This window comes from Candidatus Krumholzibacteriia bacterium (assembly GCA_035649275.1).
GTDB lineage: Bacteria > Krumholzibacteriota > Krumholzibacteriia.
Genome location: DASRJW010000153.1, coordinates 1 through 23,031, shown reverse-complemented (window position 1 = coordinate 23,031; position 23,031 = coordinate 1). Strand labels below are relative to the sequence as shown.

The 23,031-nt window shown below is 67.7% G+C and carries 18 protein-coding genes; 3 read left to right on the top strand and 15 right to left on the bottom strand.

What is annotated here, in order from left to right:
• Positions 1 to 71: 71 nt before the first annotated feature.
• The 10 genes from VFE28_17150 to VFE28_17105 form a co-directional block, all read right to left on the bottom strand.
• Entirely contained in the window at positions 72 to 2,807 is a 2,736-nt protein-coding gene (locus VFE28_17150) for a hypothetical protein (protein HZM17726.1), read from the bottom strand.
• Between the two features lie 9 nt (positions 2,808 to 2,816).
• On the bottom strand, positions 2,817 to 5,318 hold the full coding sequence (locus VFE28_17145; GenBank protein HZM17725.1) for a glycogen/starch/alpha-glucan phosphorylase: 2,502 nt from the start codon (positions 5,316 to 5,318) through the stop codon (positions 2,817 to 2,819).
• A gap of 2 nt (positions 5,319 to 5,320) precedes the next feature.
• On the bottom strand, positions 5,321 to 6,346 hold the full coding sequence (gene gnd / locus VFE28_17140; protein ID HZM17724.1) for a decarboxylating 6-phosphogluconate dehydrogenase: 1,026 nt from the start codon (positions 6,344 to 6,346) through the stop codon (positions 5,321 to 5,323).
• Positions 6,347 to 6,409: 63 nt separating this feature from the next.
• The gene (locus VFE28_17135) at positions 6,410 to 7,813 is read right to left on the bottom strand and encodes an MBL fold metallo-hydrolase (protein HZM17723.1); all 1,404 of its coding nucleotides are present in this window, start codon (positions 7,811 to 7,813) and stop codon (positions 6,410 to 6,412) included.
• Between the two features lie 7 nt (positions 7,814 to 7,820).
• Positions 7,821 to 8,687 (bottom strand): D-alanyl-D-alanine carboxypeptidase family protein, encoded by an 867-nt coding sequence (locus VFE28_17130; protein HZM17722.1) that lies wholly within the window; start codon positions 8,685 to 8,687, stop codon positions 7,821 to 7,823.
• Positions 8,688 to 8,921: 234 nt separating this feature from the next.
• Positions 8,922 to 10,421: a CoA-acylating methylmalonate-semialdehyde dehydrogenase gene (locus VFE28_17125; GenBank protein ID HZM17721.1), complete on the bottom strand. Its 1,500-nt coding sequence runs from the start codon at positions 10,419 to 10,421 to the stop codon at positions 8,922 to 8,924.
• A 149-nt stretch (positions 10,422 to 10,570) separates the two neighbouring features.
• Positions 10,571 to 11,566, bottom strand: a complete 996-nt coding sequence (locus VFE28_17120; GenBank protein HZM17720.1) for an ornithine cyclodeaminase family protein — start codon at positions 11,564 to 11,566, stop codon at positions 10,571 to 10,573.
• A 43-nt stretch (positions 11,567 to 11,609) separates the two neighbouring features.
• Complete coding sequence (gene pepE / locus VFE28_17115; protein ID HZM17719.1) at positions 11,610 to 12,302, bottom strand: dipeptidase PepE; 693 nt, start codon at positions 12,300 to 12,302, stop codon at positions 11,610 to 11,612.
• A gap of 5 nt (positions 12,303 to 12,307) precedes the next feature.
• Positions 12,308 to 13,690, bottom strand: coding sequence for a chromate efflux transporter (gene chrA, locus VFE28_17110; protein HZM17718.1), 1,383 nt, complete (start codon positions 13,688 to 13,690; stop codon positions 12,308 to 12,310).
• Positions 13,687 to 14,670 carry a chromate resistance protein ChrB domain-containing protein gene (locus tag VFE28_17105; protein HZM17717.1) on the bottom strand — a complete coding sequence of 328 codons (984 nt, stop codon included), beginning with the start codon at positions 14,668 to 14,670 and terminating at the stop codon, positions 13,687 to 13,689. The genes chrA and VFE28_17105 overlap by 4 nt, the downstream gene beginning before the upstream one ends.
• A 338-nt stretch (positions 14,671 to 15,008) precedes the next feature.
• Here VFE28_17105 and VFE28_17100 point away from each other — a divergent pair, with 338 nt between their 5' ends.
• A complete protein-coding gene (locus tag VFE28_17100) occupies positions 15,009 to 15,800 on the top strand; it encodes a VOC family protein (GenBank protein HZM17716.1) in 792 nt (263 codons plus the stop codon).
• A gap of 55 nt (positions 15,801 to 15,855) precedes the next feature.
• A complete protein-coding gene (locus VFE28_17095; protein ID HZM17715.1) occupies positions 15,856 to 16,755 on the top strand; it encodes a nitrilase-related carbon-nitrogen hydrolase in 900 nt (299 codons plus the stop codon).
• On the opposite strand, the gene VFE28_17090 is transcribed toward VFE28_17095, so the two are convergent.
• The 4 genes from VFE28_17090 to VFE28_17075 form a co-directional block, all read right to left on the bottom strand.
• Positions 16,691 to 17,788, bottom strand: coding sequence for a hypothetical protein (locus tag VFE28_17090; GenBank protein HZM17714.1), 1,098 nt, complete (start codon positions 17,786 to 17,788; stop codon positions 16,691 to 16,693). The two genes, VFE28_17095 and VFE28_17090, sit on opposite strands and share 65 nt — an antisense overlap.
• Before the next feature lie 491 nt (positions 17,789 to 18,279).
• Positions 18,280 to 18,645: a hypothetical protein gene (locus tag VFE28_17085; protein ID HZM17713.1), complete on the bottom strand. Its 366-nt coding sequence runs from the start codon at positions 18,643 to 18,645 to the stop codon at positions 18,280 to 18,282.
• A 35-nt stretch (positions 18,646 to 18,680) separates the two neighbouring features.
• A complete protein-coding gene (locus VFE28_17080) occupies positions 18,681 to 19,925 on the bottom strand; it encodes a S8 family serine peptidase (protein ID HZM17712.1) in 1,245 nt (414 codons plus the stop codon).
• Between the two features lie 176 nt (positions 19,926 to 20,101).
• Positions 20,102 to 21,286, bottom strand: coding sequence for a hypothetical protein (locus tag VFE28_17075; GenBank protein ID HZM17711.1), 1,185 nt, complete (start codon positions 21,284 to 21,286; stop codon positions 20,102 to 20,104).
• Positions 21,287 to 21,412: 126 nt separating this feature from the next.
• On the opposite strand from VFE28_17075, the gene VFE28_17070 reads away from it, so the two are divergent.
• Entirely contained in the window at positions 21,413 to 21,685 is a 273-nt protein-coding gene (locus tag VFE28_17070) for a DUF3303 family protein (GenBank protein HZM17710.1), read from the top strand.
• 24 nt (positions 21,686 to 21,709) lie between these two features.
• Here VFE28_17070 and VFE28_17065 read toward each other — a convergent pair.
• On the bottom strand, positions 21,710 to 23,031 hold a 1,322-nt coding region (locus VFE28_17065; protein HZM17709.1), incomplete at its 5' end, for a hypothetical protein.

Sequence of the window (23,031 nt, the reverse complement as noted above, 5' to 3'; positions counted from 1 at the left end):
GCCAACCCCGGCAGACGGTACGGCAACGGCTGACGCCACGTCCAATGAAAGCTCGTGGGCTCGGGCGAAGACTATGAGCCCGGAGCGGGCAGCACGTCGACGGTCTTCTCGTCCTTGAGTTCGCCCATCTTCACCGTCACCTTGTACTTCCCCGCTGGAACGAATTGCTCGGACCCCGGGTCCTCGTTGGAGCTCTGTGGGTAGCGGTGCTTGTCCTCGGCCTGCAGGTTCCACACCACACGGTTCAGTCCCGCTCGCGACGAGCCTTGCAGCTCGCGGACGACGAAACCAGTGGAATCGGCGATGCTGACGGAAACGGTCTCGTTCGGGTCTTCCTTCACCCAGTAGTTGATCGAAGCCCCCATCGGCGGGTTCTTGGCCCGGAAGATGCCGTGCCCCCGGCCGTAGTGTTCTTCGCTGTACAAACGTGGCGTCGCCGGCAAGATTTCGAGGAGCGCCAGGGGCTTCTTCCGCGTCTCCGGGCCGAGCTGCGCGAACATGGAAACGTCGTCGAGCACCCAGATGCTGCGGCCATGCGTGCCGACCACGAGGTCCCGTTCACGCGGGTGGAGCACCATATCGTCCACCGGGGCGGGCGGCAGCGAGGGGCCGTTCAGCCGCAGCCAATGGCTGCCGCGGTCGAAGGTGACGTAGGCGCCGAATTCGGTGCCGCAGTAGAGGACGTCGCGGTTCGCCGGGTCCTCGATGACGACCTGCACGGGTTCTGCCGCCGGAAGGTCCCCAGTGACGGCGGTCCAGCTCTTCCCCAGGTTCGTGGTCCTCAGGATGAGGGGAGCGAAGACGTCGCTGCGGTGACCATCCACGGCGACATACGCCGTCTGGGCATCGTGCGCCGAGGCGCAGATCCGAGCGATGTACAGCCCGCCGACGGCCTTCGCCGTCACGTTGCGCCAGGTCCCACCCTCGTCCTCGGTGACATGAACGAGGCCGTCGTCCGTGCCGGCCCAGAGCAGGCCCTGCTGCAGGGGCGACTCGGCGAGGCTGACGACGGTGCCGTGGGTCTCGGCGTCGGAGCCCACGGTCATGATTCTTTCCGGCTCCTGGCGCGAAAGATCACCGCTGATGGGGAACCAGAGATCGCCGCGTTGCGTCAGCTTGAAGACCTTGTTGCCCGCGTGATAGAGCACCGAAGGGTCGTGCTTCGAAACGAGAAATGGCGCGTTCCAGTTGAAGCGCAAACGCTCCTCCCCTTCTCGTGGCGAAGGGCGGAGCAGCTTCTTCACCGCCGTGTCGAGACGGATCCGCGCCAGGAAACCGCCTTGGGAGGTGGCATAGACCACGTTGGGGTCGGCGGGATCGAAGGCGACGCCGAAGCCGTCGCCGCCGTAGACCATGCGCCAGTCGGAGTTCAAGATGCCGTCGTGGGAATCGTCGAGGGTGACGTGGCGCGTCTCCGAGGGCCCGACCCAGCTGCCGTTGTCCTGCAGGCCGCCGCCGATCCGGTAGGGATCGCCCATGTCCACCGCCACCCGATAGAACTGCCCGACGGCGACGTTGTCCAGAAACAGCCAGCTCTGGGCGCGGTCGTAGGAGACGTAGATGCCACCATCGTTGCCCACGAGGATGTGCTCGGGATCCTGCGGATCGATGGCGATGGCGTGGAAATCGACGTGTACGAACTCGCTTCCCGATCTCCGGAAGGTCTTGCCGCCGTCGTCCGAGATCCCGAGATCCCAGCCCGGCAAGTAGATGCGCTGCTCGTTGGCCGGATCCACGGCGATGCGGCCGAAATAGAAGGGACGCGGGCTGATCCCGCTGGTGCGCGTCCAGCGGTCGCCCTGGTCGTCGCTGCGGAAGACGCCGCCGCTGGGTGAGCGGTTGTCGAACTCGTCCCGACCCGTGCCGCCGAAGTCGCTCTCCACCACGGCGTAGACGATGCGCGGGTCCTTGGGGAAGACGGCGAGGCCGATGCGTCCGGTGCGGGGCGGCAACCCGGTGCTCAGCTTCTTCCAGTGGGCGCCGCCGTCGTCGGAGCGGAAGATGCCGCCCTTCTCGCTGTTGCCGGTGAAGCTCCAGGCAGTCCGACGGCGGGCGTACATCGCGGCGTACACACGGTCGGGCTCCTTCGGGTCGAGGACGACATCGCAAGCGCCGGTGTTCGCGTCGACCGCGAGTACGCGCTTCCATGACTTCCCACCGTCGCTCGTCTTGTAGAGTCCGCGCTCCTGGTTGGCTCCCCAGAGGTGCCCGAGGGCGGCCACGTAAACCACGTCGGGGTCACGCGGGTCCACCGCCAGGCGCGGGATGTCATGGCTGTCCTTGAGACCGACGCAGGTGAAGTTGCCGCCGGCATCGGTGGAGCGAAAGACGCCACCGCCCCAGGAAGAGCTGTTGCGCCCGTTCCCCTCGCCGGTCCCCACCCAGACGATCTTGCCCTTGCCTTTCTCGGCACGCTCCGTCATGGGGACCTTCTCGTCCCATCCCGGCCACGCGGGCGGCGCGTCGGCCACGGCGAGGGCACCGATGGATTGAAAGCCCGTCTTGTCGAAGACCGGAGTGAAGGTGACGCCCATGTTCTCGGTCTTGAAAACGCCGCCGGTCCCGTAGCCAACATAGAAGGTCTTGCTGTTCCCGGGAGCGAGGGCGATGGCGCCGATGCGGCCACCCATGTTGGCAGGACCGACGCTGCGCCACTTCAGGCTCTTGAGGTCCTCCACCGTCACGGCCCGGGGCTCGTTCCCGCCCTTGGCGGCAACGGCGACGACCTTGTCGAATCCGCCACCAGCGAGCACGGAGAGAAGGGCGAGGGTCGCAGGGAAAAGGACGTGGATGATCCAGCGGAGCATTGCTAGGCGTCATTCCTCCAAGTGCACGCGCACCGGCCGCACGCCCCAGATCTCCTTGCAGTATTCGCGGATGGCGCGGTCGGAGGAGAACCGGCCCATGCGGGCGGTGTTCAGGATCGACACGCGCGTCCAGTTCTCGGTGTCGCGCCAGGCGTTGCTCACGGTCTCCTGGCTCTGCAGGTAGTCCGCATAGTCGGCGCAGAGTAGATATTCGTCCCGGGTCATGATGTCGTCGAGGAGGGGACGGAACATCTCCCGGTCTCCCCGCGAGAAGAGGCCGTCGCGGATGAGCGTCAGCGCCTCGGCCAGTTCCGGATTGTCCTCGACGTACTCCCAGGGCCGGTAGCCGGCGCGGCGCAGCTGGGCGACCTCGTCGGCGTTCTGACCGAAGAGGAAGAAGTTCTCCGCGCCGACGGCGTCCCGGATCTCGACGTTCGCCCCATCCAGCGTGCCGATGGTGAGCGCACCGTTGAGGGCGAACTTCATGTTCCCCGTGCCCGAGGCTTCCTTGCCGGCGGTGGAGATCTGCTCGGAGAGGTCGGCCGCGGGATAGATGTACTGGGCATTCTTGACGTTGAAATCGGGGAAGAAGGCGACGCGCAGGCGGCGGTTGACGTCGGGATCGCCGTTCACCACTTCCGCCACTCCGTGCACCAGACGGATGATGCGCTTGGCGCGGTCATAGCCAGGGGCCGCCTTGCCAGCGAAGATGAAGGCGCGCGGCGGGAACTCCAGTGTCGGCTTGTTCTTCAACCGGGCATAGAGCGTGATGATGTGCAGCAGGTTCAGATGCTGGCGCTTGTATTCGTGGATGCGCTTCACCTGGACGTCGAACAGCCATTCCGGCGGCAGCTCGACACCGGTGCGGTCGTAGATCTGCTTCGCCAGGCGCCGCTTGTTCTCCAGCTTGACCTGGCGCCAGCGGCGGCGGAAGTCGTCGTCTTCGGCCAGCGGCTCCAACGCTTTCAGCTGCTCGAGATCGCGAATCCAGCTCTCCCCCAAGTGGGAGCTGATGAGGGTGCTGAGGCCGGGGTTGGCCAGGCGCACGAAGCGCCGCGGCGTGACACCGTTGGTCTTGTTGCTGAAGCGTTCGGGCCAGAGGGCATAGAAGTCGGCGAGCACGCTCTTCTGCAGCAGCTCGGTGTGCAGCCGGGCGACGCCGTTGATGGCGTGGCTCCCGACGCAAGCCAGGTTCGCCATGCGCACGCGCTTCTCGTTCGCCTCGTCGATGAGCGACACCCGTGCCACCCGCGCCTCGTCGGCGGGGAAGCGCAGGCGCACTTCCTCCAGGAAACGGCGGTTGATCTCGTAGATGATCTCCAGGTGGCGGGGCAGCATGCTCTGGAAGAGCGGCAGCGGCCAGGTCTCCAGGGCTTCGGGCAGAAGGGTGTGATTGGTGTAGCCGAAGGTGCGCTGGGTGATCTCCCAGGCTTTCTCCCAGATCACTCCACGTTCGTCCACCAGCAGGCGCATGAGCTCGGCGATGGCGATGGAAGGGTGGGTGTCGTTGAGCTGCACCGCGAACTTCTCGGGGAAGCGCTCCAGAGGCACCCCGATCAGACCGTGCACCCGCAGCATGTCCTGGAGCGAACAGGACACGAAGAAGTATTGCTGCATCAGCCGGAGCTTCTTTCCGACTGCGGGCTCGTCGTTGGGATAAAGGACCTTGGTGAGCGTCTCGGAGATCACCTTCGCGTCCACGGCGCGGTAGTAATCCCCGACGTTGAAGGCCTGGAAATCGAAGGACTCGCAGGCCTGCGCGCTCCACAAACGCATCGTGTTGCAGGTGTTGATCTCGTAGCCCAGGATCGGCGTGTCGTAGGGGATGCCCAAGACGACGTGGCCGGGCACCCAGCGCACGCGGTAGCGCCCGTCGCCATCGTGGAAGCCCTCGGTGTGCCCGCCGACTTTGACGGCGCAGGCGATATCGGGGCGCACGATCTCCCAGGGGTTGCCGTGGCGCAGCCATTTGTCGGTGATCTCCGCCTGCCAGCCGTCGCGGATCTCCTGATCGAAGATGCCGAACTCGTAACGGATGCCGTATCCCACGGAGGGCATTTCCAAGGTGGCGAGGGATTCGAGGTAGCACGCCGCCAGCCGCCCCAGGCCGCCGTTGCCCAGACCCGGCTCCTCCTCTTCGTCGAGGATGAGATCCAGATCCTGGCCGAGCTCGGCGAGGGCCTCCCGCGCCGCGTCCTCGATGCCGAGGCTGAGGAGGTTGCTGCCGAGATGGGGGCCCACCATGAACTCCGCCGACAGGTAGCAGGCGACCTTGATGCTGTGGTTGGCGTAGGTCTCGTGCGTTTGCATCCAGCGTTGCAGGAGACGGTCACGGACGGCGTAGGCGAGGGCCAGGTAGTAATCGTGCGGCTTGGCTTGCCGCAGCATCCGGCCCAGATGGAAGGTGAGGTTGTCGAGCACGGCGCGCTTCAAAGGTTCCACTCCGAGTCCCGTCCGCACGGGATCGGCGGCGTACCGCGAGTTCACCGCGGATGCGATCCGACTCTCCATCGTCAGCCGTCTCCCTTCTTCTCCAGATGTCCGCCGAAGGCATGGCGCATGGCGGAGAGCACCCGGTTCTGGAACTCCGCTTCCTGGCGCGATTCGAAACGTTCATAGAGGGCGGCGGTGAGAACGTGCGCCGGGACGCCGGCGTCCACGGCGGCGTGGATCGTCCAGCGGCCTTCGCCGGAATCGGAGACCCTGCCGGAGTACTCGGCGAGCTCGGGGCTGCGGAGAAACGCCGCCGCGGTCAAATCGAGCAGCCACGAGGCGATGACGCTGCCGCGCCGCCAGACCTCGGCGATCTCGGCCAGGTCGAAGTCGTAGCGGAAATGCTCCGGATGCCGGAGCGGCGTCGTCTCCGCGTCGACGGGACGGTGTTCGTCGCCGACGTTGGCATGACGCAGCAGGTTGAACCCCTCGGCGTAGGCCGCCATCACGCCGTATTCGATGCCGTTGTGCACCATCTTGACGAAGTGGCCGGCGCCCGGCGGGCCGCAGTGGAGATACCCGGCTTCGGCGCTGCGGCGCGGCGAAGCATCTTCACGTCCCGGTGTGGGAGGTGCCGCGCCGACTCCCGGAGCCAGGGTGGCGAAGATGGGCTCGAGGCGCTGCACCGCCTCGGTTGCGCCACCGATCATGAGGCAGTAGCCGCGCTCGAGGCCCCAGACACCGCCGCTGGTGCCGCAGTCGACATAGTGGATGCCGCGAGCGGCGAGCGCTGTGGCACGGGTGATGTCGTCGTGATAGTGCGAGTTGCCGCCGTCCACGACGATGTCCCCGCGCCCGAGCAGCGGGGTGAGCGTGGCGAGCGTCGCGTCCACCGCGCCGGCCGGGATCATGAGCCAGATCGCCCGCGGTGCCTGCAACTGGCGGACGAGATCGGCGAGCGAAGAAGAGGCGTGCGCGCCGGCGGCGGCGAGTTCCTGCACCGGCCCGGGCGCCTTGTTGTACACCACGCAGTCGTGACCGCCGTGCAACAGACGCCGCACCATGTTGGCGCCCATGCGGCCGAGACCAATCATGCCGATCTGCACGTTCGATCCCCCTCGGGAAAGCTGCCGGATTATGGCCGCGCCGGAGGGGCGCCGCAAGGTGCCTCAGGAGAGGGAGATTTCGTCCATGTATTGCGGCACGGTGACCTCCCAGCCCATCCGGGTGCGGATTTCCTCGGCCAGGGCCAACGCCGCCTTCTCCTCGCCGTGGGTGACGATGAGGCGCCGCGGTGGCTGCCGGAAGTGCGAGAGCCATTGCAGGAGGTCCGACCTCCCGGCATGGGCGGAGAGTCCTTGGATCGACCGCACCTGGGCGCGCACCTTCAGCATCTGGCCGAAGAGGCGCACCTCCTCGGCGCCGTCGTGGATCAGGCGGCCGAGCGTCCCCACCGCCTGGTAGCCGACGAAGACGACGGTGGAGCCGGGCCGGCCGAGGTTGTGGAGAAGGTGATGCTTGATGCGACCGCCGGTACACATTCCCGAGCCGGCCATGATGATGCAGGTGCCGCGGATGCTGTTGATGGCCTGGGACTCGCGTCTGCCGCGGACCAGACGCAACCAATGCTCGCTGACCCGGCGGAGCGTCGGGCTCTCCAAAGTCTGCCGTGTCTCGGCGTCCATGTACGCCGGATAGTCCCGGTAAATCTGCAGGACGTCCACCGCCATCGGGCTGTCCAGGAAAACGAGCATCCCGGGAATCCGCTTGGCCTCGATGAGCGCTCCCAGATGCAGCAGCACTTCTTGCGCTCGTTCGATGGCGAAGGTGGGGATGACCACGTTGCCGCCGCGCTCGTAGGTGTCGAGAACGACCGTGGCGAGCTGGTCCGCGATGCTGTGGGCATGGTCGTGATCCCGGATCCCATAGGTGGATTCCAGGACCACGTAGTCGGCGGACTCGACGATGGCGGGATCGTTGACGATGGGCCGGTCGGGCTGGCCCATGTCGCCGGAGAAGAGCAGGCGGCGCGCGTCGGCCCCGTTCCCGGCAGTGATCTCCACCATGGCCGAGCCCAGGATGTGGCCCGCGTCGAGGAAGCGCACGCTGAAGCCCTGGCCCAGGTCGACGGGCTTCCCATAGCCGTAACCCTGCATGAGCGCGAGGGTCTGCTCCACGTCTTGCACGTTATAGAGGGGCTCGTACGGGTGCTGGGCCTTGCGACCCTCTTGCTCGTGCCGCTTCTTCTTGAATTCCAGGTCTTCTTGCTGCAGACGCGCCGAGTCCAGCAGCACCAGCTCGGCCAGGTCCACCGTCGGCTCCGTGGTCAGGACCCGGCCGCGGAAGCCCTCCTTCACCAGCCGGGGCAGGCGTCCCGTGTGGTCCAGGTGGGCGTGGGTGAGGATCACCGCGTCGAGGCTGCTCGGATCGATGGGGGTGCGGTCCCAGTTGCGTTTCTGGAACTCGCGTTCCTGGAAGAGGCCGCAGTCGACGAGCACACGACGGCCCCCGGCCTCGATGTAGTAGCACGACCCGGTGACTTGCCGGGCCGCACCCAGGAACTGGATCTTCATGCGTACTTCAGTGGCTGCCGGCTGCAGCAGCGGCAGTGGAGACGCTCCCCACGACCGGCGCCGCCGCGACCCGGTTGAAACCCAGGTCGAGCAACCGGGTGGCGTCGCTCCACAAGCAACGCCCACGGCTCGCGAGACAGACTACCACGAGTTCGTGCCCGGCGCGACTGGCGCTGGCCACCAGGGTCTGCTGCGCGGCGCGGGTGTAGCCCGGCTTGCCGCCGTTGGCGCCCTTGTACATGCGGAGGAGCTTGTTCTTGTTGTAGAACTCCCGGCCCCGGGGCGAGCTGCAGCGGTAGTACTTCGTGCCGGTGATCTCACGGAACTCGGGGTTGCGCATGGCGTAACGCATGATGCGCCCGAGGTCGCGCGCCGTCGTGTAGTGCTTCGTACTGGTGAGACCGTGGGGATTGGTGAAGTGGGTCGCCGTGCAGCCCAGCTTGATCGCCTTGGCGTTCATCATCATGGCGAACTGGGCTTCCGACCCGGCGAGGTACCGGGCGATGGCGCGGGCGGCATCGTTCCCCGAGCGCAGCAGCAAACCGTAGACGAGCTCGCGCAACGTGATCCGCTCGCCGGGAACGAGGCCGATGACGCTCGGCTCTACGCGGATGTCGCTCTCGCGGATGACGACGATCTCGTCCAGCCGGCCGCTCTCGATGGCCACGATCGCGGTCATCACCTTGGTGGTGCTGGCGGGATAGAGGCGCAGGTCGGGGTTCTTGGCGAACAGCGTGCGACCGTTCTCCGAGTCGATCACCACAGCGGCGCGAGCCACTACTTGGGCCTCGCCGCGATTCACCAGCCCCATGCAGACGAGTGCGGCCACAACGACCGCGAGTAGAGAACGCACGATGCTTGCCCGGAGCGCCATCCGCACCACCTCACCACCCGAAGCCCTGGCGACTCGCCGCGCCGGCCGCAGGAGCGACGGGCGCGTCCTCGATTGGGCGCTGCCCGGAGCCGGCGCAGCGCAGCGCGGAATGTACGCAGGCGCCCCGAGGCCAGCAAGCAAAGACTGTGGCCAATGTCACTTCGCCTCACACGACGAGAGTGTCAGGAAGTTTCCGCACGCGTTGCATTGCGACGACAGTCTGCTGCCTTCCGCCTACCGGGTCTGGGGGAAGGAAAGATCGGGGCCGCGTCGCATGCCGGAGGGCCAGCGCGAGGTCACGGTCTTGAGGCGCGTATAAAATCTTACACCTTCGGGGCCATGCATGTGGTGGTCCCCGAAGAGGGAGCGTTTCCAGCCACCGAAGCTGTGGTAGGCGGTGGGGACGGGGATGGGAACATTGATCCCCACCATGCCGACTTTGACCCGGGCGCAGAAGTCCCGAGCGGTCTCGCCGTCCCGGGTGAAGATGGCGGCGCCGTTACCGTACTCGTGCTCGTTCACCAGGCGGAGCGCCTGCTCGTAGCTCTCGGCGCGCACCACGCACAGCACCGGGCCGAAGATCTCTTCCTTGTAGATGCGCATCTCCGGGGTCACGCGGTCGAAGAGGCAGCCCCCGAGGAAGAAGCCGCCTTCGTGCCCCGGCACCTGGTACCCCCGGCCGTCCACGACCAGGTTGGCCCCTTCGGCGACGCCGGTGTCGACGTAGCCCGCCACCTTGGCGCGATGGGCACCGGTGACGAGGGGCCCCATTTCGGCCTTCGGATCGGTGTGGGGGCCAAGGCGCAATTTTTCGATGCGGGGCTTCAACTCCGACACCAGGGCATCGGCGACCCGGTCGCCCACGGCGACGGCCACCGACACCGCCATGCAGCGTTCCCCGGCGGAGCCGTAGGCCGAGCCCACCAGGGCGTCCGCGGTCACTTGCAGATCCGCATCGGGCATGACCACGAGATGATTCTTGGCGCCGCCCAGGGCTTGCACCCGTTTCCCATGTGCCGTGGCGGTGCGGTAGACGTGCTCCGCCACCGGAGTCGAGCCGACGAAGCTCACTGCGGCGACGTCCGGGTGGACGAGGAGTGCATCCACGGCCACCTTGTCGCCGACGAGGACGTTGAGCACGCCGTCCGGCAGCCCGGCTTCGCCGGCGAGCTCGGCCAGCCGTAGCGCCGCAGAGGGATCGCGCTCCGAGGGCTTGAGGACGAAGGTGTTGCCGCAGGCCAGAGCGATGGGATACATCCACAGCGGCACCATGGCAGGGAAGTTGAACGGGGTGATGCCGACGCAGACGCCGAGAGGCTGGCGCACGGCATAGCTGTCGATGTTGCCCGCCACGTTCTCGTTGTGCTCGCCCTTCAGCAGCTGCGGGATGCCGCAGGCGAACTCGATGATCTCGGCGCCCCGGAGCACCGAACCCAGGGCGTCGTCCAGGGTCTTGCCGTGCTCGGAAGCCACGAGCTTGGCGACGTCGTGCTTGTGTTGTTCGACGAGATCGCGGAAGCGGAACATCACCCGCGCCCGCTGCGCCGGCGGCGTCGCTGCCCAGCCCGGCCATGCCGCTTGGGCGGCCTGGACGGCGGCGTGCACCTCTTCGGTGCTGGCATAGGGAGCCCGGGCGCTCACCTCGCCCGTCCCCGGGTCGAAGACGTCGCCGAAGCGGCCGCTCGTTCCGTCCACGGGCTTGCCGCCGATGCGATGCTGCAGAGTCTTGGGCACGATCGCCTCCCGTCCGGAGCCTCGGGCCGGAGCATAGCGCCGGGCTGCTGCCGCAGGCTATGGGATCGTAGCCCACACGGCGGGCGCAGGTCCCGCCGTCGCTGCGCGCGTCGATCCGCTGCACCCATGGGCGGCGTCAGACCTCGATGTCAGCGCCCGAGGTCCAGCCAGGTGCCCGCGCCGGCCGCCGAGGCCATTTCGTAGACCATGGCGGCGGCCGCCACATCTTGCAGAGCCGTACCGGTGCTGTCGAAGAGGATGATCTCGTCCTCCGATGTACGGCCCGGGGCGTCGCCGGCGATCACGGCGGCGAGATCGGCGTGCACGTCGGCGCGGGTGAGGAGTCCCGCCTCGAGCGCATGGTGCAACTCACCGATCGTGGCGCACTGCTCCAGGTCGTCGACGACGATCTTGCAGCCGGCCACCAGGGTGGGCTCGAGCTCCTGCTTGTCGTCACTGTCGGCTCCGACCGCAGCGAGGAAGGCTCCAGGCTGCAGGTCGCCAGGCCGGAGGAAGGCGCGCCGCGACGGCGTGCAGGTGACGCAAACGTCGGCCGCGCGCGCGGCAGCACCGGGATCGCCGGCCGGCTCCACTTCGAGCCCCAGCTCCGTGGACATCTCTTCCAGGAAGGCGCGCAGGCGCGGCGCCTCGGTGTCGAAGGCCCAAACGCGCCGGAGCGGGAGCACGCGGGCGAGGGCCCGGAGCTGCACGCGCCCCTGGTTCCCGCAACCGATGATGGCAGCAGCGGAGGCGCTTGCCCGCGCCAGGCGCTTGGCGGCGGCGGCCGTCGCCGCACCGGTGCGCAGGATGGTGATCTGCATCGAATCCATCAGGGCCAGCGGCGAGCCGTTGTCCGCGTCGCAGAGTACGACGACTCCCTGGATCGTCGGCAGCCCGAACCGCTCGCGGTTGCCCGGGAAGTTGCCATTGAGCTTGGCGGCAAAGTAGCTCCGCCCCATCTGCAGACCCGCGGCCTTGAGGTGGAAGCCGCCGCCGGGCGCGTGCACGCCGAGGACCCCAGGCGGCAAACTTCGCCCTGCGGCGTGCAAGGCGAAGGCGCGCTCCACCGCCGCGATGCACTCGTCGATGCCGAGCAACGCGGCGACCTCGCCGCGGGTCAAAAGCAGCGTCTCTCGCCTGCGCATCGGGGTCGTCTCCTCACGACATTTCCGGGTCGGACTCGTCTCCTCACAACATTTCCAGTGTCGATCCCGCGACCGCTTCCACCGGCGGGCTCCCGCGGCGGAAGATCCGGGCGGGAGTGGAGCCGCGCAGCACGGGCAACCCCTCGCCGGCGCGCAGCATTCCTCCCTCTCGCAGTCCCAGCACGGGCGCATCGTTCTCCTCCAGGAACTGCTGGATCCGCTCTTCCTGGGTTTCGCCCATGTGCGTCGAGGCCGGATCGGGATCCAGATAGTGCGGGCTGATTTGGAAGGGCACGAGCCCGAGGGAGAGGAAAGAAGGAGGCTGCACGATCGGCATGTCCTTGGTCGTCTTGATGCTGGGTCCGGCGACGATGGAGCCAGCACTGGAACCGATGAAGGGAGCCCCACGCGACACACGCCGGCGGATCGGTTCGAGGAGGTCGCGGCGGTAGAGCGCATCCAGCAGCCGGAAGGTGTTGCCGCCGCCGATGAAGAGGGCCTCGGCCTGATCGACGGCCGCTGGCGCATCGGACGCTTCGTGGATCGACTCGACGGCATACCCCATCGACTCGAAGCGGGCCTTGGCCTTGGCCGCGTAAGCCGCCAGGTCGTGCATGGCGAACGGAACGAACAGCACCTTGCGAGCGCGGCCCAAGAGCTCGACGATCTCACTCTCGGCGTGATCGAGGTAGCCGCGCCCGTACATCGTCGAGTTGCTGATGAGCAGGATCCGCATGGAATTCACCGCCTGAAGACGAGGTGGTACACCAGACCGGCGGCAGTCGCAGCGCCGAGCGTCGGCAGCATCCTGGCTTTCAGCCAGAAGGTGGCGACGAAGGCGCCGACAGCGATCAAGAGCGCCGGCTCGTCGAGTGTGGCCGGTACCGGCACGAGCAGGCGCAGCCCCATGGGACCGCGGAACGTTTCGAGCTCCGTGAACAGGACGTGCAGCGCGAACCAGATCGCGAGATTCAGAATCACGCCGACGACCGCGGCCGTGATGGCCTCCAACGAGGCTGCCAGCTTCCGGTTCCCTCGCAGCGACTCGACGTACGGGGCGCCGAGGAAGACCCAGAGGAAGCAGGGGACGAACGTGACCCAGAGGGTGACTGCCGCTCCGAGGACTCCGGCGACGAGCGGCGGGAGCTCGCCGGCGCTGCGGTATGCCGCCACGAAGCCGACGAACTGCAGCACGAGGATGAGCGGGCCCGGCGTCGTTTCCGCCATGCCGAGCCCGTCCAGCATCTCGCTGGGCTGCAACCAGCCGCGGAGCCCTACGGCCTGCTGCGCCACGTAGGCGAGGACGGCGTAGGCGCCACCGAAGGTCACCACCGCCACCTTGCTGAAGAAGAGCGCCTCTTGGACGAAGACGTGCTGCATGCCTGCACACACCGCCACGATCGCGATGGGCGCGAACCAGAGAACGAGACCTGCCGCCGCCACCTGCAGCGACCTTGCGAGGTGCGGCATGGTGTGAGCGGGCACCCGATCGTCGAGCAGCGCATCCACGACAGGTTTGTCGTCGCGGTTCTCCCCGTCCGGTGTTTGCAGCTGGGGGAGTTGTCCTGGACGAAGCCAGGCGCGGAGGGCGCCGGCGATCCCGGCGCCGAGGACGATGAGCGGGAACGGCACCTGGAAGAAGAAAATGCCGACGAAGGCGAGCGCGGCGATACAGACCAGTGCGGCGGTCCTCAACACCCGGCGGCCGATGCGCACCACGGCCTCGAGGACCACCGCCAGCACCGCGGCCTTCAGGCCGAAGAACACCGCGACGACGAAGCCGAGCCCGTGCAGGCCGGCATACAGCATGCTGAGCGCGAGCATGACGGCGGCGCCCGGCAACACGAAGAGGATCCCCGCCACGAGCCCACCGCGCATACCGTGCAGCAGCCAGCCGATGTAGATGGCGAGCTGCTGCGCCTCGGGGCCGGGCAGCAGCATGCAGTAGTTGAGCGCGTGCAGGAAGCGGGGCTCGCCGATCCACTTCTTTTCCTGCACCAGGATCCGGTGCATGGTCGCGATCTGCCCCGCCGGTCCGCCGAAGCTGTGGAGCCCGACGCGCCACCACACGGCGAGCGCGTCGCTGAACGTCACCGGAGCCGGTCGGCGTACCGTCTCGATCATTTGCTTCTCCTGAAGCTCCGGTAGAGATCGTCGAACACCGCCGCGCCCCGGGTCAGCCGCTGCGGATCCTGCGGCTGGGACATGCAGATGCCGGCGATCAGGCGCTCGATGCCGGGCGCCTCGGGCCGCCTGAACTTGCAGTCCTTGAGGTCGATGTCGTGGACGATCTCGGCGATGTGCCGCAGCGCCGGATCGTCGAGGCCGAATCTCTGCAGCAGGACCTCGAAGGTGCAGTGGTCCCCCTGGTGGGTGTACTCGGCCGCGAACATGTCGAAGCGCAGCTCACCGGCCGCCGGCCGATAGCCCTTCGCCGCCACGAAGCGGAAGCGCGCCTTCGGGTCGATGCACTTGCGGATGAGCCAGGCGCTGGCGATCCGGTCGATGTGGATGCCCTTGCGCGTCACCCAGGTGCGGCCGTGCATGCGAGTGGGCGCTGTGGGCTTGGAGGCGCGCCCGTGTCCCGCGGCGGTCACCGACGCCGCCCGCAGCCGCGACTCCAGCGCGGTCAGCGCTGCATCGGCGGTGACCCGTCCCGGAGCCCCCAGGAAATCGATCGCCACGATCTCGTCGCGCCGGCGTTTGAGGCGCGCCAGCTCCGCTTCCCCCTGCGCGCGTCTCTCCGGCGCGATGGTGGCGCGGCGCGGCAGGTCCTCGCGCGCCCGGCGTGCCTCCTCCGCGACCACGGCGTAGTCGGCGTCCCGTGCGGAGCGGAACATCGCTTCCACCTGGGCGTCGGACAGACCCTGCACGAAGCGGGCTTCGCAGATCGACGCCTCTCCGCCTTGCGGCGCGATCTCCTGCAGGACCCATTGGAAGTCCTCTTGCGCCTGCTCGCTACGCGGCAACACGTACACCGAGTTCTTGATCGCGATGGCCCCAAGGCGCTGCAGACGCCGCCAGACCTTGACCCGCAGGTAATCGGGCTTGGGCGGGAGCTGGTGGATGAGCAGCAGCCACTGTGCCTCGCCGGCCGGCGCCATCTCGCCTCCGATTCACTTGATTCCATGCAGCTGATTCAACTGTATCATCCGAGCGAGGGGGAGACAAGTCCGGATGCGCATCACCTGCCCGCGGTCGGGGGCACGAAGGTTCCCCCGCAGTCCGGACTAACTCCTTGTCGTACAGATACTTGATGGAGAAAAAATGCGCCGCCGAAGTTGCGCGGCCGGCTCGCGTCGGGCGGTGCTAGACTCTTTTTCTCGCTGGCGCTCGTTGTGGCGGTCTCGCTCGCAGGCCATTCTTTCTGGCTGTGCCGTGCCAGGACGGTCGCGCTTCTTTATCGGTCCGGGAGCCCCGAAGCAGAAGTAGAGGAGAAAACATGAGCCATCCCAAGCATGTCCCCGGCACGTTCTCGTGGTTCGAATGCGGCACCACCGACGCCGCCGCGGCGAAGAAGTTCTACACCGGTGTCTTCGGCTGGAAGACCATGGACATCCCCATGCCCGGCGATGCCGGTGGTTTCTACACGCTGCTCAAGCAGGGCGACGAGGACATCGCCGGGCTCTATCAGTTGGATGGGCCGATGTTCGCCGGCGTTCCCTCGCACTGGATGACCTACGTCACGGTGGCGAACGTGGACGAGAGCGCCGCCAAGGCGCGTTCGCTCGGTGGCAGTGTTCTCATGGACCCGATGGACGTTCCCGGTGTGGGCCGCATCGCCGCCATCAAGGATCCCACCGGTGCGACCATCTCCCTGTTCAAGCCCGGCGAGCACCCGGGGGCGGCGAAGCTGGAGACCGGCGGCTTCGGCTGGAGCGAGCTGGCCACGCGGGATACGAAGGCGGCCAAGCTGTTCTACACCGAGCTCCTCGACTGGAATGCCAAGGAAGACACCGGCCCCATGAAGTACACCGAGTTCCAGGTCGGCGGCACGTCGGTCGGCGGCATGATGGAGATGACACCGCAGCACGGGAACGCCCCGCCGCATTGGCTGCCCTACGTGATGGTGACGGACTGCGATGCCGCCGCGGCCAAAGCGACGAAGTTCGGCGGGAAGCTCCTCGTGCAGCCCACGAGCATTCCCAACGTGGGTCGCTTCTCGGTGATGCAGGACCCGACGGGGGCCGTGCTCGCGGTGATCAAGCTCGAGCACAAGCCTGCGGCTCGGTGAGAGCCGCACGCCGGGGAACGGAGCGGATCTGAGCCGCCGTACGCGCATCGCCTTGGTGCAGCAACGCGCCACGATGGACCTCCAGGCCAACCGACGACGGGGCCTGGAGGCCGTCGAGGCGGCGGCGCGTCGCGGCGCCCAACTGGTTTGCTTCGCCGAGCTGGGCTTCGACCCCTTCTATCCACAGACGACCGCCACGCCGGAGATCCTGTCGCTGGCGGAGCCCGTGCCCGGGCCGACGACGGCGGAATTCTCTCGCCTCGCCGCCGACCTGGGTGTGGTCATCGTGCTCAACCTCTTCGAGCGCGATGGCGCCAGCACCTACGACACCTCACCCGTCATCGATGCGGACGGGACTCTCCGCGGCAAGACACGGATGGTCCACATCACCGACTACGCCTGTTTCCACGAGCAGGGGTACTACACACCGGGGGACCGCGGCGCCCCGGTCTTCGACACGGCTTGCGGCAGGATCGGCGTCGCCATCTGCTACGACCGTCATTACCCGGAGTACATGCGGGCGCTCGCTCTCGGTGGCGCCGAGCTCGTGGTGGTGCCGCAAGCAGGCAGCGTGGGCGAGTGGCCCGAAGGAGTCTTCGAAGCCGAGCTCCGCGTCGCCGCCTTCCAGAACGGTTACTTCACCGCACTCTGCAACCGCGTGGGGGAGGAGCCGAAGGTCACCTTCGCCGGCGCGTCGTTCGTCTGCGATCCCGCGGGCATCGTCGTGGCGCGCGCCGGCTCCGGCAGCGAGGAGATCTTGCTCTGCGACCTCGACCTCGGCGCCGTGGGGACCTCGCACGCGCGCCGGCTGTTCCTGCGCGATCGCCGCCCGGAGCTCTATCACGACTGGCTGGCGCGCAGCGGCCGAGGAACGGTGGAGAATGCCGGCGTCACTGATCCGGGAAGCGCGAGCGGATCGCCGCCGGTAGGGGCCCGTAGCCCTTCCAGTCCTTGAAGCCGTCGTGGTCGGAGGAGCCCAACCACGAGGGCTGGTTCTTCTCCTTCAAGTACTCCATCTCCAGGATCGGCATGGGAGGCTCGAGTTCGCGCAGATCGTCGAAGTTGATGTCCGGCAGGAAGGCCGGCAGACGGAGCCGCAGCCCCGGGATGTAGACGCGCACCCCCACGAGAGGCGTCTCCGGGACATCGACGGCAGGAACGGTGTGTCTGCCGTTGGTCCCGCCCGCATCGGACGAAACCTTCACCATCTCGGCGCCGACCGGTGAGAGAGGCGTCACCCAGTACATGAAAGCCATCGGCCGGTGCGTGCCCGACCGCCGCAGCCAGCCTCCCTGGATGTCGTGCACGAGGTAGAAATCGTAGGGAGCCGGCGGCCCCTCGATGCGGTCGTATTCCACCTGGAAGGTGTAGTGCGGTGCGAGGAGGACCTCGACCACGTCGTCCGTGGCGGTCGGCAGGTCCAGGCTGAGCAGACGCCGCGTCTTGCCTCCGACCGTGGCTTCCGTCACCCGCCAGCGCAGGCGCTTGCCACCGTGCGCTGACTGCCCTTCTCCCTTTGTTTCCACGTCGTAGTGCAAGCAGGCGCGCCCGAGTCCGAGTCGGACGCGCTCGAGTCGTGCGGCAGCGAACAGGAGGACGTCGGAATAATTCTCGTTCACGGCTCGCAGCGTGGCCTCGTCCGCTTCGTACACCCGCGTCCTGTCGCCGGCGAGGCGGATGAGATCCGGGTAGCCGTTGATCAGCGTGAGGCGGGCGACGAGATGGGCCGCACGCCGCGCCTCGTGCGTCTTGGGCGAGCCGTAATAGCCCGCCCGGAAGAGAGAATCGATGCGCGCGATCTGCGCCTGATTGGCCTGCGCCCGGGCCCCAGCCAGAGAATCGAGAAAGGCCGGTGTGAGCCGCACGACGGGTACGGCGAGGTCACGGGCACAGAGCGGGCAGGTCGCGGGCGGATCGTAGGGTTCCACGGCGGCGTCGAGGGCCCAGGTAGGGGAGAGGAGGGCTCCGCCTGCAGCCAGGAGACACACGGCAACCGCGAGGACGGTGATGCGTGCGAAAAGCTGGGCTCTCCGAGCCCCTCGCTTCGAGCCCTGGAGGGATCCTGAGCTTGGCGCTTCCATCTCGACCTCGTCTCGCGACCCACCCGCCGGCGCCTAGTCGCATTCTAACTCATTGCCGCAGGTTGAGTTTTCTGCTTTCCAAGACCGCCCTCGAAGGCTGCATCGGTAAGAAATACAGGCTCGTCGTGTCAGGACGGGTCGCGGCCTCTAGAGACGACATCGACAGCGGCACGATGTCTCCGTACGCCCACTTGTTGTCGGGGGCTCCAGCCCGGGCGGCGGGAGGGAAGCGGACTGCAGTGCCCCATGGGGCCGCGAAGTGGAGTAGGAGTCCGTCTCCGCGGGCCGTGTGGCGCATGCGAGCCCACCCCCGCGGAGGACAATCGCAACTTCCGTACCGTCGCTAGATCAGGCGAACCCTGAAAGGAAGCGCTGTCAGGCGGGCCTCTGACATCTCGTCAGTTGGGGTCTGGCGAGTCTCCCTCGGCCCCAGGCGCTTTCTCGATTCGATTCGCCAGGGCCGAAGCGATCTCCGGCTGCTCGACGAGCTTTTCGATGAAGGTGCGGCTTGCTTGCACAACCATGGATTGAAGGTTGGCGAAAACGTTGTAGGCCAGCGGTGTCTCGCTGGTGAGTTCTTGCACGCGCGCCAGGACCTTCCGCGCCATCGCTTGCACCTGTTCTGGATCCGCCGCGGGGCGGGCTCCAGGGGCCCGGAAGTGCACCACCGCTTCGAGGGGACGAGAGGAAGCTGCAGGATCACGCCGCTCCGCCAAGGCCGCAGCCGAGAGCTGACGCTTCAGCTCTTTGTGGATTCTCGCCATGCACGGACTCCGGGGGAGTTGCTGTCGCGAGTATATCACCGCGACCGCGACCGCCTCGGAGTCGTATGCCGGCGACCGCCGAGATCGCGGCCCATGAGCCGTTGCAGCGCCCGTTTGGCCACCGGCACACCTCGGCCCTGGCGGTCCACGGGGACGCCCTCGAGGCGGACGCAGGATTCGAAGATCGCCTTCTCCACCTGATTCGGCGTGGCCGCTGGTTTGGCTTCCCAGAGGAGTGCGGCCAATCCAGCGACGTGGGGCGTCGCCATCGACGTCCCCGACATGCTCTGGTAACCGCCGCCGGGCAGGGCCGAAACGACGCCGACGCCTGGGGCCAGCACATCGGGAACGACCGGGTCCTTCCGGCGCCGGAACCGGTCGCTGGAGGAGAAATCGGCCACGGTATCGTCTTCGGCGCTGGCGCCCACGGAGAGCGCCTCGGCGTAGTTGCCCGGTGAGCGGCTCGTGCCTGGACCCTCGTTGCCCACGGCGAAGACCGGGAGCACGCCGCGCTGCCGCAGGATCCGCGTCAGCTGCAGGAAGTCGTCCCAGAAGCCGGGAAAGCCGAGGGACATGCTGAGGACCTTGCACCCTTGGCCGACGACCCAGTCCATGCCGCCGAGGACGCGGGCGACGACGTCGCCACCCTCGATGACGAGGGCCGAGCACAGGTCCGCCTTCGGCGCCATGCCGATCGCCCTGCCGGCGACCGGCCGGCCGGCGATGGTTCCCGCGGTATGGGTGCCATGGTCCTGGGTGTCCCGGGGTGTCGCGTCTCGTGTCTTGCGGCCGAGCCAATCGAACTCGGCGAAGCTGACGATGGCGTCACGGAGCGCCGGGTGTTTGCCGTCGGCGCCCGTGTCCAGGTGACCGACGCGGATCCCCTTGCCGGTCAGGCCCTCTTTCCACAGCTCGGGGATGCCGAGGCGCTCGATGCCCCAGGTGAGCTTGTCGGTGAGCTTTGCCGACTTGCGGCTCACCGGGCGGATGAGGCGGAGCGGCGGCGCGCTCGCCACCCGTCGCACCCGCTGGTCACTGCGCAGCGCCGCGAGGCCGTCGCGGTTCACGGTGCCGAGAAGCACGCCCAGGTTGGGGTAGTAGCGCCCCGCGGGAACGGCGCCGCGGCGCGCGCCGACGGCGGCGGCGAGGGCACTCGTCTGGCTGTTCTCGAAGTGGGAGAAATGCTGGAGTACGGGCTCGCCCACGGCATCCGGCTTGAGAAAGACCAGGACGCTGGAAACGCCGTAGGCTTTCATCTCGTTCAACATCAGCTGGCTCATGACCGCCCTCCTGCCGTCGCGAGGGCCCGCCACCCCTCGTCTCGCCACACCGGCACGACCCGACCGGAAGACGAGACCTGCTACAGCGGGCAAGACCCTCTGAGAAGAGAAACGCGCGCACTCTCCGGAATGCACGCGGTTTGGCTCGAGCCGCGCCGACGCGAGGTCGGCGCCGATCAACGAATCAAATAATCGTAGACGTCGCCGTAAGGTGTTCTGCCGCTCAGCTTGTAATGGTGCGCGACGGGTTCGCCAGCCTCGCGCTCGAGGAGACCGGCTTCGTCGAGCTGCTTTGCCGACGAGCGCGGCAGGACCTCCTGGTGCCGCACCAGCCACCAGAGGGCGAAGGGAGCGCGCATGAAGATCCCGAGCGAATCGGCGTGGGCCAGCTCCTCCATCCAGGGTGCGAGATCCACCGGTCCGAGCTTGAGGCGCGAGCGCTTCCCCGCATCGCCGTGACCCGCGGCCCGGAGTCGTTCGACCGCGACGTCGAGCATGTGCAACGTCATGGTGACGCAAGAGCGCTGCAACGTCTGATAGCCGAAGCCGTGATTGCCGGGCAAGGGTTCCGCCGGCACCGCAGCGGCGTTCAGGACCTGGCGCAGCTTCTCCCACTGCGCGTGCTTGACGGCGACATCGGTTTGCTCGGAGGGCGCGTGCTTGAGCCAGCGCGCTTCGGCCTCGCCGAGCAGCCGGTCCAGGCTGCGCCGGCCGACGCTGTCGCCGAGAACGAGGCCGAGACGCAGGAGCTCGCTCGGACCGGCGGCGCCTCCGGGCAGGCGCAGCGTGTAGGCGTACCATTCGCGCCCCATGACCGCGTCCTCGAGAAAGCGCTGGGCTCCGGCATAAGCGCGCATCGAGAGGTCGAAGGCCCGCGGGTCGAGGCCCTTCAAAGCGCCGAACGGGACTCCGGGCGGCCGCCAGGCTTCCCAGCTCAGGATGAGATCGGGCACCTTGGCGTCGCCGCCCGTACCGACGCCGGCACCGCTCAGGAGCTGGACCTCGCTACCCTTGGCGAAGACGAAGCGGAGCATGGTGTGGGCGACGAGGGCGCGTTTGCCGAGGCGATCGTGGGGCACGATGATGAACTCGACGCGCTCGACCCCCTGCGCCGGGATCCGTGCCGAGCACAGCACGGTGGTGCCGGCGATCGGATTGCCCCCCGTGTTCAACGTACGGATGATGTAGCCGGGTTCGCCCTTGAGGCGGCTCGAGGTTCCCCATTCCACCAGAATGGGGACCATGGCCGCCGAGAGCCCGCCGGGGAGGGCATCGCGCCCCGAGTGCAGGCGCACGGCGTTGGGACTGCTCTCAGCCCAGGCCAGGAGCTCGTCCACGCTGAGCGTGCGAGTCAACGTCATCGCCGGAGCTCCTCGCCGCGGCGCCTACCGCCCGACCTGTCCACCGCTTCCCGGTGGACACCGGTGCAAGTAGTCTACGCACCGGACGGAGAGGAACCAAGCCGTTCATTCGCGACGAGGTGACGCATGCTGTTCATGGTGATCGAGCACTTCCATCCTGGGCAGGCTCCCGAGGTCTACCGGCGCTTCCGGGCCCGGGGACGATTGGCGCCCGAAGGCTTGCGCTATGTCTCGAGCTGGGTGGATCTGCACTTCGAGCGCTGTTTCCAGTTGATGGAGACCGACGACGAGGTGCTCTTCGCGGAGTGGACGGCAGCCTGGGAAGACCTGATCGACTTCGAGATCGTGCCGGTGCGGACTTCGGCGGACGCGGTTGCAGCGATCACACCCACACTGTGAGGCGATGGCAGCAGTCGTGCTGCGTCAAGGGACGCTTTGCACGAGATCGTTGTAGACCTGGCCGGCGAGCTGGAGGGCGGCCTTCTCGATCAGACGATCCTGGATCTCCTGATCCTGCTCGTGCTCGTGGTGGAGGTCGAAGAGACGGCGATCGCTCTCGGGGATCCGCAGCTGGCGTGTGTCGCCGTCGTAGCGGGCGCGCGTGAAGCGGCCGGATTCGGTGAGGTCGACGCTGCGGCGCTGGCCCTCGCGGCCGTGCTCCACGTCCACGAACGCCAGTGTCGCTGTCATCAGCATGTTCCGCGTCCCCTGGAGGACGGTGTAGGTGGTGTCAGCGCCGGCGCGGGTGCGGGCAGTGCGGCGCTCGGCCACCACGTCGGCGTCGGTGGCAGCGAAGGCGTCGATCTCGAGACTCACGACGAAATCGGCGCCCAGGTCACGGCCCAGGCGCATGGCGTCGCGCAAGCTGGGAGCAGTGTGGGCGTTGCCCTGCCGGCGTAGCTCGCGCCGCACCACGAGCGGATCGAGCACCGCCACGAAGAGCGGCGGATGCGTCCAGTGCTCCGCTTCGAGCTCGTCGTTCAGCGCCTCCAGGAAACCCTCCGGAAGCTGCCGGGCGCAGCTGCTGCCCGTGCGCATGGGCGTCATCGCGGCGTGCACCGTGCCGAGCTCGAGCGCTTCGTCGCGCACGCTCTGCGCGCGCTGGCCCCAGGTGGGTTCGGCCCGACCGGAGGTGTCGCCACCCCGTGGATCCCTTAGACCGGCGCCGCCGGTGCAAAGCACCAGGGCCGCCTCGGCGTGCTCGAAGGCGGCGCGATAGTGCCCCGCTGCCAGGTCCGCTTCGCCCCAGAGCACCGAGGCGCGCAGCCGTCCGTCGCGGGCGTCCTTCTCCTGGCGCGGCTTCGGCTCGTACACCGCCACCTGCTCGTAGTCCTGCAGCGCCTCCGCCCACGCGGCCCTCGCCTCCGCGCTCCGGCCCTCGTGCAGGAGCTGTGCGATGGTCTCGTCGAAGCTGGTGCGGCGCAACTCGGCGTAGCCGGGCGGGAGGGCGAGGGGTACACCGACGCTCGCAGCTTCTTGCACCAGTGCATCGCTGGCGCGGTAGAGATCGGCGGCTTGCTGGAAAGAGCCGAGCGTGCGGAAGCGTGCCGCATCGGCGCTGTACTGCGCGATCGCCTGGGCGCCGACGTACGCCAGACGCTGCCGCGCCTCGGGCATGCCCGGATCCTTGCGGAGAGCCTGGATGTAGCGCGCCGCCGCCTCGGCGTAGCGGCCTTGCTGCTCGAGCTCGGCGCCCTGTTCCAGCCGCTTCGTGGCGCTGGCGCAACCGAGAGCCAGAAGCAAGA